Source organism: Microcystis sp. LE19-10.1B, from assembly GCF_027530565.1.
Lineage (GTDB): Bacteria > Cyanobacteriota > Cyanobacteriia > Cyanobacteriales > Microcystaceae > Microcystis > Microcystis aeruginosa.
In genome coordinates, this window is the sequence record NZ_JAPZQM010000009.1 from 1 (window position 1) to 14,355 (window position 14,355).

General features: G+C 44.7%; 14 protein-coding genes and 1 tRNA gene. 3 read left to right on the forward strand and 12 right to left on the reverse strand.

Features of this window, described 5'->3' with window-relative positions:
- Nucleotides 1-463 precede the first annotated feature (463 nt).
- From O9332_RS00200 to rpmG, 10 genes are all read right to left on the reverse strand, one after another.
- The gene (locus O9332_RS00200) at nucleotides 464-2,716 is read right to left on the reverse strand and encodes a PBP1A family penicillin-binding protein (protein ID WP_002759351.1); all 2,253 of its coding nucleotides are present in this window, start codon (nucleotides 2,714-2,716) and stop codon (nucleotides 464-466) included.
- Between the two features lie 194 nt (nucleotides 2,717-2,910).
- Nucleotides 2,911-3,435, reverse strand: a complete 525-nt coding sequence (ilvN, locus tag O9332_RS00205) for an acetolactate synthase small subunit (RefSeq protein ID WP_002732118.1) — start codon at nucleotides 3,433-3,435, stop codon at nucleotides 2,911-2,913.
- 49 nt (nucleotides 3,436-3,484) lie between these two features.
- The gene (locus O9332_RS00210) at nucleotides 3,485-4,696 is read right to left on the reverse strand and encodes an RNA-guided endonuclease InsQ/TnpB family protein (protein ID WP_288023209.1); all 1,212 of its coding nucleotides are present in this window, start codon (nucleotides 4,694-4,696) and stop codon (nucleotides 3,485-3,487) included.
- A 197-nt stretch (nucleotides 4,697-4,893) separates the two neighbouring features.
- Entirely contained in the window at nucleotides 4,894-5,508 is a 615-nt protein-coding gene (locus tag O9332_RS00215) for a LapA family protein (protein ID WP_288023211.1), read from the reverse strand.
- A 149-nt stretch (nucleotides 5,509-5,657) separates the two neighbouring features.
- Complete coding sequence (locus O9332_RS00220) at nucleotides 5,658-6,275, reverse strand: flavin prenyltransferase UbiX (protein ID WP_002759346.1); 618 nt, start codon at nucleotides 6,273-6,275, stop codon at nucleotides 5,658-5,660.
- Nucleotides 6,259-7,002, reverse strand: coding sequence for a HEAT repeat domain-containing protein (locus tag O9332_RS00225; protein ID WP_002759344.1), 744 nt, complete (start codon nucleotides 7,000-7,002; stop codon nucleotides 6,259-6,261). Before O9332_RS00225 ends, O9332_RS00220 begins: the two co-directional genes overlap by 17 nt.
- A gap of 248 nt (nucleotides 7,003-7,250) precedes the next feature.
- Nucleotides 7,251-7,323, reverse strand: a tRNA-Phe gene (locus O9332_RS00230).
- Between the two features lie 77 nt (nucleotides 7,324-7,400).
- On the reverse strand, nucleotides 7,401-9,629 hold the full coding sequence (locus tag O9332_RS00235; RefSeq protein WP_288023213.1) for a sensor histidine kinase: 2,229 nt from the start codon (nucleotides 9,627-9,629) through the stop codon (nucleotides 7,401-7,403).
- A gap of 396 nt (nucleotides 9,630-10,025) precedes the next feature.
- On the reverse strand, nucleotides 10,026-10,241 hold the full coding sequence (gene rpsR, locus O9332_RS00240; protein ID WP_002732313.1) for a 30S ribosomal protein S18: 216 nt from the start codon (nucleotides 10,239-10,241) through the stop codon (nucleotides 10,026-10,028).
- Nucleotides 10,242-10,281: 40 nt separating this feature from the next.
- Nucleotides 10,282-10,476 carry a 50S ribosomal protein L33 gene (gene rpmG, locus O9332_RS00245; RefSeq protein WP_002734724.1) on the reverse strand — a complete coding sequence of 65 codons (195 nt, stop codon included), beginning with the start codon at nucleotides 10,474-10,476 and terminating at the stop codon, nucleotides 10,282-10,284.
- A 177-nt stretch (nucleotides 10,477-10,653) separates the two neighbouring features.
- Between rpmG and O9332_RS00250 the strand changes: the two genes are divergently transcribed.
- The gene (locus tag O9332_RS00250) at nucleotides 10,654-12,066 is read left to right on the forward strand and encodes a slr1306 family protein (RefSeq protein WP_002759339.1); all 1,413 of its coding nucleotides are present in this window, start codon (nucleotides 10,654-10,656) and stop codon (nucleotides 12,064-12,066) included.
- 47 nt (nucleotides 12,067-12,113) lie between these two features.
- A complete protein-coding gene (locus tag O9332_RS00255; protein ID WP_192845972.1) occupies nucleotides 12,114-12,263 on the forward strand; it encodes a hypothetical protein in 150 nt (49 codons plus the stop codon).
- On the opposite strand, the gene O9332_RS00260 is transcribed toward O9332_RS00255, so the two are convergent.
- Together O9332_RS00260 and miaB are read right to left on the reverse strand one after the other, a co-directional pair.
- Complete coding sequence (locus O9332_RS00260; RefSeq protein ID WP_002759328.1) at nucleotides 12,260-12,646, reverse strand: C6orf136 family protein; 387 nt, start codon at nucleotides 12,644-12,646, stop codon at nucleotides 12,260-12,262. The two genes, O9332_RS00255 and O9332_RS00260, sit on opposite strands and share 4 nt — an antisense overlap.
- A 64-nt stretch (nucleotides 12,647-12,710) precedes the next feature.
- Nucleotides 12,711-14,051 carry a tRNA (N6-isopentenyl adenosine(37)-C2)-methylthiotransferase MiaB gene (miaB, locus tag O9332_RS00265; RefSeq protein ID WP_002759326.1) on the reverse strand — a complete coding sequence of 447 codons (1,341 nt, stop codon included), beginning with the start codon at nucleotides 14,049-14,051 and terminating at the stop codon, nucleotides 12,711-12,713.
- On the opposite strand from miaB, the gene O9332_RS00270 reads away from it, so the two are divergent.
- On the forward strand, nucleotides 14,050-14,355 hold a 306-nt coding region (locus O9332_RS00270), incomplete at its 3' end, for a hypothetical protein (protein ID WP_288023216.1). The genes miaB and O9332_RS00270 overlap by 2 nt on opposite strands.

Here is a 14,355-nt window from a genome sequence, read left to right on the forward strand (position 1 = left end):
TCCTTATCTGGCAAGAGATTTAATTGATTAGTTCGCTCTAGATCGCAAACAATTGACAAAAATCGCGGTAATGTCTGTCTCTATAAGGGTTTCATTCCTTATAACCCCCATCCATTGCATAACACAAACCGAAGAGCCGAAAAAGTTTGTTGGTGGGGTTAGGAGTCAGGAGCCGGTCGTCAGGAGTCAGTAGCCGGTCGTTTCAGGCGTTGTTGCCCACTTCATTTTGTACCAGTTTATGTACTATGAGGAAAATAATGCAAGGTTTTTGAATGTCCCAATCCTATTTTCTTGCACTAACATCAGATTTTAACAGGTCAAAAGCCTTATTTTCAAAGGGTTTTACCATTATTCAGCAAGTCCTTATTAGTTTAAAGCAGTTATCTTGATAGTGAGGTACGAAGTCTCTGGTTTTAGGGAACTCTGGAACAGGCAATGGGAACAGTAGCTAGTCCTATTGGCATTAGTTTTGTGTAGTGATTAACTGACGGTGATAATCGCCCCATAACCGGGCTGCCTGTTGACTACTGCCGGAAGTGGGAGAATTATTATCATTCCCTAACCAAATGCCTGTCACCCAGTCGCGACGGGGAAGATAGCCGATAAACCAGAGATCCACATAATTATTAGTAGTTCCCGTTTTACCCGCTTCTCCCATGCCAATACTGGCAGCGCCGCCTGTCCCATTAGTTATCACCCCCCGCAATAAACTATTCATCGTTTCGGCGGTTTTAGGGGAAATTACCTGCTGATTTCTCTCGCTATCCTTGCCATAGTCATAAATAACCCGACAGGTACTCAAATCCTCCACATTTTTACAGTCGGAAGCGTCGAGAATGCGTTTAATGGCGTGGGGACGATTCCAGCGCCCGCCATGGTCAAAAACCCCATAAGCGCCGGTCATTTCTAAGACATTTACCTCGCTTTGCCCTAAAATTAGCCCCGGTACGGGATTTAAAGGTGATTTTACCCCCAAAAGTTCCGCCACATTGACCACATTACTTAATCCTGCCTCGCGAGCAATGCGAAGGGCGACACTATTTTCCGATCGCGCTAAACCTTGAAACATATTGACCCCCCCGCTACTGCGTTCACAGGGAGAATAGGCTTGTCCTTGCCAAGAGAGTCCAGCGCAGGTATAGGTTTTATAGGGCGATATTCCCTGTTCTAGGGCGGCAGCATAAGCAAATACCTTAAAAGTGGAACCGGGTTGACGTTTAGCTTGGATAGCGCGGTTAAATTGGCTTTTTTGATAATCAACTCCCCCGACTAAAGCGAGAATTTCCCCAGTTTGACTGTTTAGGGTAACTAAAGCCCCTTGGGAGTATCGATAGCGGGGTCCTTGCTTTAAGACATTATTTTTTAAGCTTTTTTCTGCGATCGCTTGCAGCCGGCGGTCTAAACTGGTTTCAACGATAAAATTGCCCTCTTTGGCCACTTCTTCCCCTAAAAGGTCCTGTAATTCCTCGAAAACGTAACTATAAAAATATGGTGCAATCGTACTAGATAGGGATTTTTTGGCTTGGGGACTGATTTCAATGCGGGATCTGCGAGCGCTGGCGGCCGCTTCCGGGGAAATCATGCCTAATTGAGCCATGCGATCGATGACACGATTGCGTAATTGTACGGAAGTGTCGTAATCTTGAATGGGATTAAATCGATTCGGGGCGGGTAACATAGCCACAAGAGTAGCAGCCTCGGAGATATCTAAATCTCTAGCGGATTTATCGAAATAAAAGCGGGCTGCGTCTTCAAAACCGTAACCGGCCAGACCGAGATAAACTCGATTGAGATAGGTTTTGAGAATTGTATCCTTACTATAGACCGCTTCTAATTGTAAAGCGACCACAGCCTCCCGGAGTTTGCGATCGGCAGTATTTTGGCGACCGACTTCGGGGAATAAACTACGCGCTAACTGTTGAGTCAGGGTGCTGGCCCCTTGACGAATGCCTTGACCTTGCCAATTAATCATAACAGCCCGGACAATCCCGAAAGGATCAACGCCAAAATGCCAGTAAAAACGACTATCTTCGGAAGCGACAACCGCCTGGGGCAGATAGGGAGAAAAATCCCCCAGATTATCTAATTCTCGGTGAGTTTCCTGTCGAATGGGATTGAGGGGAGTTTGACCATCCCTAGGGTAAACCACCACCGGACCGCTCACCCCGGAAGGGAGTGGATAAACATTAACTTTGCGACTTTCCCAGATAACCGCTAAAACTAATAAACCGAAAATACCACCCGCACCATGGAAACCATAGCGCAAAAGTCGCGCCCACAGGGGAGGGGGACAGTAATAGGAGATGGTGACACAATTGGCTAAGTCTGGGGGGGCTAGGGTAAAGGTATCACCATGACGCAGGGAAACGCTTTTGAGACGACGTTTACCCATATAAACCCCGTTGGTGGAGTTTTCATCTGTGAGCAGGAAATTATGGGGATTTTTCGGGTCACGCTGCAGGGAACAATGAATCTGACTGACCACGGTATTACGGATAGTAATATCACAGGAACTGGAACTACGGCCTAACAAATAGCGATCGCCGATAAGGGGATATTTGCTTTCCCCGCTGCCATTCTCGTTTTTAAGGCGTAATTCGGGAACTCTCGCCCCTTTTTTGAGATTTACCGCCTGAAAATTCACCTTTCCTTGCAATTTCTGCACGGCAACGGTGACAAGTTGACTAATTTGGGTTTTCGGCGACTGCTTAGACATAGTTTTTATCAGTTATCAGCTTCTGAAGGCAATAGGCAATAGGGGAAGTGGGGAGTGGGGAATTTCAACTAAAACCCCAACACCCTAACACCCCCCGCAACGCGCACGCAGTGACCACCCTAACACCCCAACACCCTAAAACCCTAACACCCCAACACCCCATCTCCCCAATTCCCAATTCATACCCAATATCCCTAAATTGACATTTTAGCCTCTAAAGCTTTGAGGTATTCCGTATTGACTCCCGACTCGCGAATCAGAGCAATTTTACCGGTACGGGCCACCTCGCGAACGCCAAATTTATTCAGCATTTGCATAATCGCCACCATTTTACCCGGATCCCCCACCACTTCGATGGTCAGGGTTTCCTCGGAAATATCCACAATCCGCGCCCGGAATACCTGCGCTAATTCGATCACTTCGGCCCGGCGCTCGGCGGTAGCATTAACTTTAATCAGCATTAATTCCCTTTCCACACAAGGGGTTTGGGTGATATCCTGCACCTTGAGGACGTTAATTAATTTGTAAAGTTGTTTGGTTAACTGTTCGATGCTGTCCTCATCTCCTGGTACTACCATCGTAATCCGAGAAACTCCCATCTGTTCGGCAGGACCCACGGCTAGACTTTCAATATTAAAGCCGCGACGGGCGAATAATCCAGCAATACGGGTTAAGACTCCCGCTTCATCTTCAACTAATACGGATAATGTGTGTTTCATGGCGCTCTATCTACACAACCTAGATTTCCCCATTTTGACACTCCCCGCGCTAAAGCGACGGGGATTCTTGGTTCCAAGAGATTACTTGCTTAGACAGAATTACTTCTGAAAAAGTAGAGGTATTCTCTCCCCAAGCGTTCATCGGGTCTAGCCCAAAAGTTCCCGTATGCCCTACGGTACTTAACCCTTTTTTAAGGATATTAATAGCGGCGTTTTCATCCCTATCTAAAACACACCCACACTTACACTGATGGGTTCTAGTCGATAAAGATTTTTTAACAACTTCACCACAGTTTGAACAGTTTTGGCTTGTATAGTTCGGTGGGACAGCAATCGTTATCTTGCCGAATTTAACCCCAAAATACTCCAGCCATTCTCGAAACTGATACCAGGCCGCATCATTGATCGATTTAGCTAAACAATGATTCTTGACTAAGTTCTTAATTCTTAAATCGACCTGGGCTATCACATCGTTAGAGCGAACTACGCACCTTGCTAACTTTACAGCAAAGTCTTTACGTTGCCTACTTATTTTAAGATGAGCCTTAGCCAATCTTTGTCTAGCTTTTTGACGATTTTTACTTCCCTTTTTCTTTTTAGATAATCGTCTTTGAAGTCGTTTTAATCTTTTCTCGGACTTTTTTAAAAATTTAGGATTGTCAACTTTATTACCTTCATGATCAGTATAAAAAGAAGCTAATCCCACATCTATTCCGATACACTTACCTGATGGTTTAACATCCTCTTTTACTTCACAAGAGAGAACAAATTGACAATAATAGCCGTCAGCACGTTTAATAAGCCTAACTCGTTTAATGTCAGACTGCTGAAAGTATCCTAAGTCCCAAGCCCCTTTTAGTTTAAGTGTTCCAATCTCCTTTTTATCACTGAAATGAATGGTTTTAGGGTTAAGAAGCTTCCATCCTGTTGTTTTGTATTCAACCGAGCGGGAAAACTTTTTAAACTGAGGATAGCCTTTCTTTCCGATTACCTTCTGCTTACAGTTGTCAAAGAAACGGGAAATAGAAGACCATGCCCTTTCAGCCGATGCTTGCCTTGCTTGAGAATTTAATTGACTAGCAAATTTAAAGTCATGGGACAAAACTCGACAATAAGCTGATAGATCATACTTATTTACACCTTTGTTGTCCATCCAATACTTTAAGCATTTATTACGGATGAATTGAGCGGTGCGGATAGCATCGTCTATAGCCTGATACTGTTTTAATTTAGCCTCAACTTTAAACTCTAGGACAAACATTTACTCTAAAATTTTAAGAATAAACTTATTTTAACACATTAAATATTAAACTGACAACCCATCACCTAAAAGCCGCCCTCTGCTACGCGGGCATGGCGGGGAACCTTAAACCCAAGTTTTCGGTAAGACAGGAGACAAGGCCGGAACAGTTTGTCTTCTCTGAGGGATTCAGGTAGAAACCTCTACTCTGTCAAAGTTTATATCCAATCTTCCTCATCCCCTTTGTTTACCTCCCGCTCTTGGTTTTCATCCTGGGCGGGGGGCGTAATAATCCGATAATTGACATCGTAAACTTGCTCGGCTTTTTCCCCGCGAGTCTGTTTGGCCGTGCGGTAACTATAGGAATAAACTGAGCCAGTTTGATAACTGTCCTCTGGAGGCTTGACAAAATTCGCTTTTTCCCCATCAGCAACCCTAGTCGGGAATTCTTCCCGATCCTGAATGGTAGTCGGTTTTTCGGGGGGTGCATCAAAATTCCAATCATCACCGCTATCTCTTTCCCAATCGTTACCCGGTGGAGAAGCGGCGCGATCTTGAATATAGGTAGGTCGGGGAGATGGGGGTGGGACTTGAGGATTATTGGCTATAGGAGGGGAAGCTTTTGGGGCGGCCAAAGGACGACCAAAACTATAGAGAAATTGCAGGGTTAAACCACTGATAATTCCCGCTAGGGTGAAAAGTAACACCCAGACCGCTAGGGGCAGTTTTACCGTCATAATACCGCCAAAAAAGACCAAAGTGATCACCCCCAGATTCTGCCAGATCAGTAATCCGCCTACAGCGATCGCAAATAAGACCATGATCCAGCCCATTTTTACCTCCCTTGATTCAGTGATCAGTAAACAGTAATCAGTAAACAGTGATCAGGTATAAAGATAAAGATAACTAACTAACTAATTAACTTAAAACTTACATCTGATAACTGATAACTTACCCACTGATAACTGATAACTGATAACTGTCAATGTCCTTGCCAGCGATTAATGGCCACACAATCGATATCTAACTGATCGAGAGTACGAGCGATGACAAAATCGACCAAATCCTCGATCGATTGGGGATGATGATACCAGGCCGGTATTGCCGGTACGATTCTAACGCCCGCCTCGGCTAAAGTAGTTAAATTACGCAGATGAATTAAACTAAAAGGGGTTTCTCGCGGCACTAAAACCAATTTTCTGCCCTCCTTAATCTGCACATCGGCCGCTCTTTCTAGCAAATCGGAACTTAATCCCCCCGCTAATTTGGCCACTGTACTCATGCTACAGGGAATAATTACCATACCAAGGGTGCGATAGGAACCACTGGCGATCGTTGCCCCCACATCACCCCAACGATGACAGCGTAGTTTTCCCCCTTCCATCACCCCGGATTGACTGCGCCAAAATTGTTCTTGCAGCTCTGGTTCTGGAGGCATCCGCACATTATCTTCTGCTTGCCAGACAGTGTAAGCTGATTTGGAGGCCACTAGATCGATCGTGTAGTCGGCTAAAAGTAGATATTTGAGAGTACGGACGGCATAAATCAGCCCTGATGCCCCCGTAACGCCCAAAATTAGCGGTTTAGATAATTCCTTCAAGCTCTAATTCCTCGATCAATTGTAATCCTCTCGGGTCGCCCACTTTTAATAAAGCACCCCTGGCATCTTCCTTGACACCTAAATCCTCATCTTCCACCAAGGCCTCGATCAAAGCATCGATCGCCGTGGCATAAATCACATTTAAGGGCAATTCTCGGCATAATTGACCGATCGACCAAGCGCAATTACTCCGCACCGCTGCGATTAAATCCCGGCGCAATCCTTCAATTAAAGGCGGCAACACGGTGATGATATCTTCATAATTGACCTTGGCAATCTGGGCCAAACTACTGGCGGCCCATAATCGCACCGCCGAAATATCAGTTTTGAGAGCATGAACCAAAGGCTCGATCGCTCTGCGCTCTCCGCAGTTACCCAGGGCCCAAACTACCCCTTTTCTGACGTAACCATTCCAATCTCTGGCCAGTAGCTCGATTAAAGGCTCCACGGCGCTAAGACTGGGATTTCTGCCCAAAGCATAGGCGACACTGACACGCACCAGGGGACAGACATCGTTTAACATCTCCAGTAACGGGGCGATCGCTCTTTCGTCACGCAATTCACAAAAGGCGCGGGCCGCGATCATTCTCTCGCTCAGATGATCAGAAGTAAGCAATGAGAGCATTTCCTCTGGATCGGGGGGGATTTCCGCTGCTTGATCTGGATCGCTCCCATCGAGAGGATTATTTAAGGAGTTGCTAGGGTCTAGGATTTCATTGTCGTACATACTTGTTAGATTATCTTAATCCGTGACCGCTTACGTCAAGCCCAAAATCAAAAAGTAGTTGCTGGTTGGGGAGACTTATCAGTTATCAGTTATCAGTTATCAGTGAACTGAAGATCCAAATCCGAGCGAAGATAGGCAGCCCGTATCATCACTGATAAGCTAAGACGCATTCTCACCGCCTATTCTTGCATTTACAAAACCTAGCAGACTAGAAAGTAAATACAGGGCAAATTCTATTGTTTTTCCGATGCCAAGACGCGGATTTGAACCGCGGACACGAGGATTTTCAGTCCTCTGCTCTACCAACTGAGCTATCTCGGCGTTTTTTTTGTCCTTTCTCAACATAGCACGCCCTCGAAATAATTGCAAGGTTTTTTTCTAAAAAGTTTTCCGCTCGACTAGATTGGCAAGCTGAGGGTAAAAGTGGTGACAGCGTTGGCACTGGTGACATCGATGGTAGCATTCAGGGGTTTAATCAGTTTGCCGACCAAAGCTAAACCTAAACCAGTACCACTGTAGCGCCAGGGATCGTGGTTAGGAATGCGATAAAAAGGGGCGAATATTTTTGATAATTCCTCTGGGACGATTTCTACCCCTGAATTGCTCACACTAATTAATATTTGCTCGTCCGCACGCCAGACATTTACCCGAATTATTCCTTGTTCTGGGGTATATTTAGAAGCATTGGTCAGTAATTCCGCTATGATGCGCTCGATATGACACAGACTGGTGTTAATCTCCGGTATATCCCCATCTATATCTACAATTAACTGCTGTTGTCGCTCGCGGGTGAGAGTGCGAAAAGGTTCCACTAATAAGGGTAGCCAAGAAAGTAAGTCGATTGTTTCGATCGCCGGGGGTTCGCTTTCCGCATCCAGATAGGTTAAAGTCAACAGATCATTAACTAACTTACTCTGACGTTGAGATTCAATGTTAAGAATTTGCAACAGTTGACCGATCGAATTCTCTGGATCGATCTCGATCCCTTGATCTTCTAGGAGACTTTCTAGGGTTTCCACCGCTAGACGAATGCTGGTAATCGGGGTTCGCAGTTCATGGGAAAGGGTTTTCAGGAATTCGCTTTTTAATCTTTCCAGTTTTTCTAATTCCCTCACTTGTGCTTGGGAAGATTCGTAAAGTCGCGCTTGTCGAATAGCGATCGCACATTCGGTGGCAATATGTTGAATCAAATTAGTTTCTAAAGAGTTAAAAATATGATTAGCTGGTCGAATTAGCCAAAGATTGCCCAAAAAACCCTGATCGTCAAAGATAGCACAAGCGCAACGGTTAACACGACCAATTTGCGGATTACCAAGGGGAAGACGATCAACAAATTGTAAAATTTGTTTGTGCAGCAGCGGTTGATAGATTTCGGGAAAATCGCTAATTTGACGGGTAATTCCCTGACAGATAAGCTTTTGAGTGGTATATTCGTGGACAATGGTGGCTTTGCTGCGACTGGGATCATAAAGCTCAATTTGGGCCCGTTCTACGGGTAAAACCTGGACTAATTCCCTAGTGGTGGTTTGCAGAATATGATTTTCATCGAGACTATCACGAATTTTTTCGGTAATCCGTCCGATTAATGCTTCATACTTCAAAGTCATCTGCAATTCGGCGGTTCTTTGCTGAACCTCCGATTCTAGGGCAGTATTCAAGCATTTTACCCGTTGGTGTAGTTCTGCTTGTTGAATGGCAATTCCCACTTGAATGGCTAATTGTTTGAGCAGATCGATTTCTTGGGATTGCCAAGAGCGAGTTTTTTGGCAATTTTGGGCAATTAGTAACCCCCAGAGTTGGTTATCGCAGAGAATTGGCACCACTAAGTTAGCCTGTACTTGCAAAGAAGTAAGTAAGTTGCGATAACAGGGATCAAGTCCCGAATTATGGACATTTTCAATAACCTGAATTCTCCCGCGACGATAATTTTCCAGACGTTCTGGGGATAAATTAAAACAGGGATCCTGGATCCTGTTTCCTAAGACAGAATTAATCCTCGCAGTATGGGATTCCACCACAATCATGCCACTATGATCGGGAAATAAACGATAAATTAACACTCGATCGCAGTTGAGAAATTGTCGCACTTCTTTAACGGTTCTTTGCAAAATGCGATCGAGATCCAACGATTGCCGGATTCTTTCCTGCATTACCCCCAGTAGTTGTTCCCGTTCTGCTTGTAATCTTAAAGCTTCTTCGGCCTGTTTGCGTTCGGTGATATTGGTACTGGTTCCCACTAAACGATAGATGCGCGCATTGTTATCCCGTAGGGGTGTTAAAGTTGTTAGCCACCAGTAGGGTATATTTTGAAAAGGTAAATACTGTTCGTAGGAAATAGTCGTTCCGTAACGTACACAATCACTATAGTGTTGCCGCACACTACGCGCATCATCGGGGGGAAGGATTTGTTCGGGAGTTTTGCCTTTAATCTCTGATGAACGCAATCCTGTCCAGCGTTCATGAACGGGGTTTGACCCCACATAGCGAAAATCTCTATTTTCCAGCACGTCCACCACAAAAATCGACGCTTGCACGGAATTAAATATACTACGCAGAAACTGCTCGGAATCCTCCTCTTTTAGCTGTGCATCCAACTCGGTATCGATTTCTGACGGCTGCTTTTCCATAAGAGCCTCCTATTGTGCTAATTGGTGGATTTGGATCGATAATCACAAAATCGTTGGCTACTCCTAGAGCGATTTAATTATTTTTTAAGATTCTCGCACGAATTTTCCTATCCGCTGCCGATTTCGATATATTTCTTTGCAAAAACGAGAAAGCAACCCCAATATACTGAGATCGCTTATCAGTTATCAGTTATCAGTTATCAGTGACCAGTTATCAGTGATCAGGTTTAAGTTTTAAGTTAAGTAGCTAGACACAATTAATTCAGTATATCTAACTACTTCTTCCATGAGTGCATGAGTGCCTATCCTCACCAAGAAGTTAATTTTGTCCTATTACTTATATGTGTTATTTTCAGTGATCACTGCTCACTGATTACTGATTACTGATCACTGAATTTAGGCTTCTTGGTTGACAAAAGGCAATAAAGCCATTAAACGGGCCCGTTTTACCGCTTCCGTTAAATCTCGCTGTTGTTTAGAAGTTAAACCGGTGATGCGTCTAGGTAGGAGTTTGCCGCGTTCGGTGATGAATTTGCGGAGGAGTTCGGTGTCTTTGTAGTCAATCGGTTGACTGGGGGAGATGGGGGAGAGACGTTTACGATAGTAGCTCATAGATTTGTAAAGATTGCTTGACTTTTTAACTAAAGTGTGCTTACTTAATTTCCTTGTGGACGGTGTGCTTATTGCAGTGGGGACAGTATTTCTTGATTTCCAGTCTGCCGGTGGTATTGCGACGGTTTTTGCTGGTGGTGTAGCGAGAAACGCCGGGGGTACGCTTATCGGGATTACTGCGGCATTCCGTGCATTCTACAGTGATGATTAGGCGAACGCCTTTTTTACTAGCCATAACAACAGGGGATCGGGTAAATTTACACGCAATCGATCATTATGACATATCTAGGGCTTTTTAGGCAAGAGCGGCCGGGGCGAACGCAGGGAATTGTCGGCTAAAAAGTTCAGTTTGGGATGAAATCCAGCACAAAAAAGCTAGAATAATCACAGCAGTTGGCGAGGATGAGGAAAAATGACGATAAGATTGGGTAAACCGATTTTAGTGACGGGGATAGGCATTACCATCGCTTTAACCCTGGGGGAAACTCTCAATAGTAAACTGAGCGAAATCGGTTCCTGGGGTATTTTAGGTGCGTTTGTCCTTGGTGCCGGTATCTGGTTTTGGCAAAAACCCAACTCGAAAATCGATTTTTCCCCCCCCACTCCCCTGAGTCTAGAAAAGGTTAAACAAGCGATTAGCAAAGCCGAGAAGATAATTAATTATCTGGCCAAAGAAGACCCCAATCAAGACTTAACCCCACTGAAAACCACTTTAACCCAATTAAACCAAGAATTTAGTCGCCAAGACCTGAAAATTGCCATTACCGGCGCTAGAAAAACTGGTAAAACTGCCTTAAAAAAACTACTAGAAAGCGGCAACTTTGGAGAATCTATCGCTTTTCTGGAAACGGAACCGCTTCTGACTCTCGACTGCACCGCTAACCAGAAAAAGTCCCTGGCAGCCGACTTAGTTTTGTATCTGATCAATGGGGATTTAACCGATTCCGAATGGCAAATCCTCCAGCAATTCGATCGAATGCACCAGCGTGTTATCCTGTTACTCAATAAACAGGATCGTTTACCCGCCGAAACCAGAGAAGAAATTCTCCTTTCCCTAAAACAAAGACTGAAAGAAACTATTCCTGCTCATCATATTTTAGCCATAGCCGCTGCCCCTGAACCCCTAAAAGTTCGTCAACATCAAAGCAATGGGGAAATCAAGGAATGGACGGAACCCCAAACGGTAGTTATCGCTCCTTTAGATAATCATCTCCGAAAAATTATCGAACAAGAAAAGTCCGAATTAGTTCTGGGAACTATCTGGAGACAAGCGCTAGAATTAGCAAAGGAAACCAAACAATTACTCAATCAATCCCGACGCAAAAAGGCTTTACCTGTTATCGAACAATACCAATGGATAGCCGCTACTGCCACTTTTGCTAATCCTCTCGCGGCCCTAGATTTAGTTTTAGCGGCAGCTACTAACGCTCAAATGTTAGTGGATTTAGGGGCAATTTATCAACAAAAAATGTCCCTTGAACAAGCAAAAACAGCCATGGCCACCCTAGGGAAGATGATGGTACAATTAGGCATGGTAGAAGTGACAACCCAGGCATTAGGAACGATTCTCAAGGGAAATGCGATTACTTATATCGCTGGTGGTACAGTGCAGGGAATTGGGGCAGCCTATCTAACTCGTTTAGCTGGTTTAACTTTAATTGAATATTTCCAAGAACAGGAAATTAACGAGCAGCTGAATAATGATTGGAATTGGACGAGTTTGCAGAATAAAGTTAAACAGGTCTGGGAACAAAATCAGCGCCTAGCATTTTTACAGGATTTTGTCAAGCAAACGAGCGCTCGTTGGTCGGCATTTTCCAGTTAAAAAATCTATAGCAATTTCCATAGTTGTGAGGTACAGAGTCTTAGGTTTTGAGGAGTCAGTATTCAGGAGTCAGTATTCAGGAGTCAGGAGATAGGAGATTATTTTATTTATTCTCCCCACACCCCACACCCTACACCCCACACCCCACACCCCACACCCTGTCCCCACGAAAAACTTTTTCAGCAGACCCTAGTTAAGAACCGGGAAAAGGTAAATGCTGACGCAGCACATCCCAGCGCGAACAATCCCAATAATCGATATGAGAAATAATCAGATTATTGTCATCGAGAGTTAATTGGCTGCGTCCAGAAATAGCGATGCGAGGCCGCCAAGGTAAAGGGGTTGTCCAGTGCAATGTCCAACGGGTATTAATAATATTTTCCTGCTGTTCAATTGCGTGGATATCCATCTTGATAGCTTGGAACCATTGACTCATAAAACCAATCATTTCCCGATAGCGTTTAATCCCCCGAAATTGATTGAGAGGGTCTTGAAAATAAACGTTATCAGCATAAATGTCATAGGTTTGATCAATAGGAAATCTCTGATAATCTTGCTGCAAAATAGCGATAATATCCATAAAGTACCAAATTATTCCCGATAGCTATTGCCTTTTTTCACTGCTGAGGGGTCACTGTGAACTATTAAAAGATCACTCCCGTCAAACTAAAGGGACGGACTTCGGTAATTTTAACCTTAACAAATTTGCCTCGCAATTCCTCAATATCTCCCGTAAAGAAAGTTAAGCGATTGCCTCTAGTTCTTCCCATAACTTGACTAGCATCTTTAGGATTAACGTCTTCCACTAAAATTTCCTCAATTCTGCCTAAATATCTTTGGGAACGTTCAGCAGCTTTTGTGGCCACTAAATGATTTAATCTTTGTAAGCGATCGCTTTTTACCTGCTCACTTAATTGATCATCCCAAATAGCGGCAGGAGTCCCGGGACGGGGAGAATAGGCAGCGGTATTTAATTGATCAAAACCAATCTCATCGACTAATTTTAAAGTATTCTCGAACTGTGCCTCTGTTTCTCCGGGGAATCCGACAATCGCATCGGCACTAATGGCAGCATCCGGCATTAAATCGCGAATATTAGCAATAATTTGTCGGTATTTTTCCTGAGTATAGCCCCGTTTCATGGCCTTGAGGATATCATTATCCCCCGATTGAAAAGGGATATGAAAATGTTCACAAACTTTAGGTAATTCCTGACAAGCTTTAATCAAACGTTCGGTAAAATAGCGGGGGTGACTGGTGGCAAAACGGAGACGTTCAATGCCGGCCACATCGTGAACGTAGTAGAGTAAATCGGTGAAATTGTGCAGATGTCGGCCGCTTGCCGTCACTCCGGGTAAATCCCGTCCGTAGGCATCGATATTTTGACCTAAAAGGGTGATTTCTTGATAACCCTGTTGTCCTAATTGTGCCATTTCTGCTCGAATTGCCGCAGGAGTGCGAGATTGTTCCACCCCGCGCACCCCCGGAACCACACAATAGGTACAGCGTTCATTGCAACCATAGATGACGTTCACCCAAGCGGTAATATTACTATCCCGGCGCGGTTTGGTGATATCTTCCATGATGTGGATGGGTTCGGTGGCCACCACCTGGGAACCGTCAAAAACTTGTTGTAATAAGTCTCCCAAGCGGTTTGCGTGTTGGGGACCGATAATTAAATCCACTTCGGGAACCCGTCTTAATAATTGTTCCCCTTCCTGTTGAGCCACGCAGCCAGCGACAATTAAAGTAAGGTCGGGTTGAGTTTGTTTGCGTTTAGCCTGTCTACCGAGATAGGAATACACCTTCTGTTCGGCATTATCGCGAATTGTACAGGTATTGTAGAGGATTAAATCGGCTTCGTTGGCATCCTCAGACCATTGAAACCCCAAATCTTCTAAAATACCCGCCATGCGTTCGGAGTCAGCTTTATTCATCTGACAACCAAAGGTGGTGATATGGTAACGACGTGGGGACTTATTCATGATGCTGGCTACAGAAACAATAGTGCAGGTTTCTATTTTAGGCTATTTATTCTCTGACTTGAAAGAAGCAGGAGGAAGGAGTCAGGAGGAAGGAGTCAGGAGACAGGAGACGGGAGACAGGAGACAGGAGGCAGGAGACAGGAGACAGGAGACAGGAGACAGGAGATTATTTTTATTTATTCTCCCCACACCCCACACCCCACACCCCACACCCCACACCCCACACCCCACACCCCACACCCCACACCCCACACCCCACACCCCACACCCCACACCCCACTCCCCACACCCCACACCCCACTCC

Bases quoted from the DNA above. Each gene is read 5' to 3' on its own strand.
- O9332_RS00225 (WP_002759344.1), bottom strand. From the start codon at position 7,002: ATGTACGACAATGAAATCCTAGACCCTAGCAACTCCTTAAATAATCCT.
- ilvN (WP_002732118.1), bottom strand. From the start codon at position 3,435: ATGAAACACACATTATCCGTATTAGTTGAAGATGAAGCGGGAGTCTTA.
- rpsR (WP_002732313.1), bottom strand. From the start codon at position 10,241: ATGAGCTACTATCGTAAACGTCTCTCCCCCATCTCCCCCAGTCAACCG.
- O9332_RS00260 (WP_002759328.1), bottom strand. From the start codon at position 12,646: ATGGATATTATCGCTATTTTGCAGCAAGATTATCAGAGATTTCCTATT.
- O9332_RS00235 (WP_288023213.1), bottom strand. From the start codon at position 9,629: ATGGAAAAGCAGCCGTCAGAAATCGATACCGAGTTGGATGCACAGCTA.
- O9332_RS00215 (WP_288023211.1), bottom strand. From the start codon at position 5,508: ATGGGCTGGATCATGGTCTTATTTGCGATCGCTGTAGGCGGATTACTG.
- O9332_RS00250 (WP_002759339.1), top strand. From the start codon at position 10,654: ATGACGATAAGATTGGGTAAACCGATTTTAGTGACGGGGATAGGCATT.
- O9332_RS00210 (WP_288023209.1), bottom strand. From the start codon at position 4,696: ATGTTTGTCCTAGAGTTTAAAGTTGAGGCTAAATTAAAACAGTATCAG.
- miaB (WP_002759326.1), bottom strand. From the start codon at position 14,051: ATGAATAAGTCCCCACGTCGTTACCATATCACCACCTTTGGTTGTCAG.
- O9332_RS00200 (WP_002759351.1), bottom strand. From the start codon at position 2,716: ATGTCTAAGCAGTCGCCGAAAACCCAAATTAGTCAACTTGTCACCGTT.
- rpmG (WP_002734724.1), bottom strand. From the start codon at position 10,476: ATGGCTAGTAAAAAAGGCGTTCGCCTAATCATCACTGTAGAATGCACG.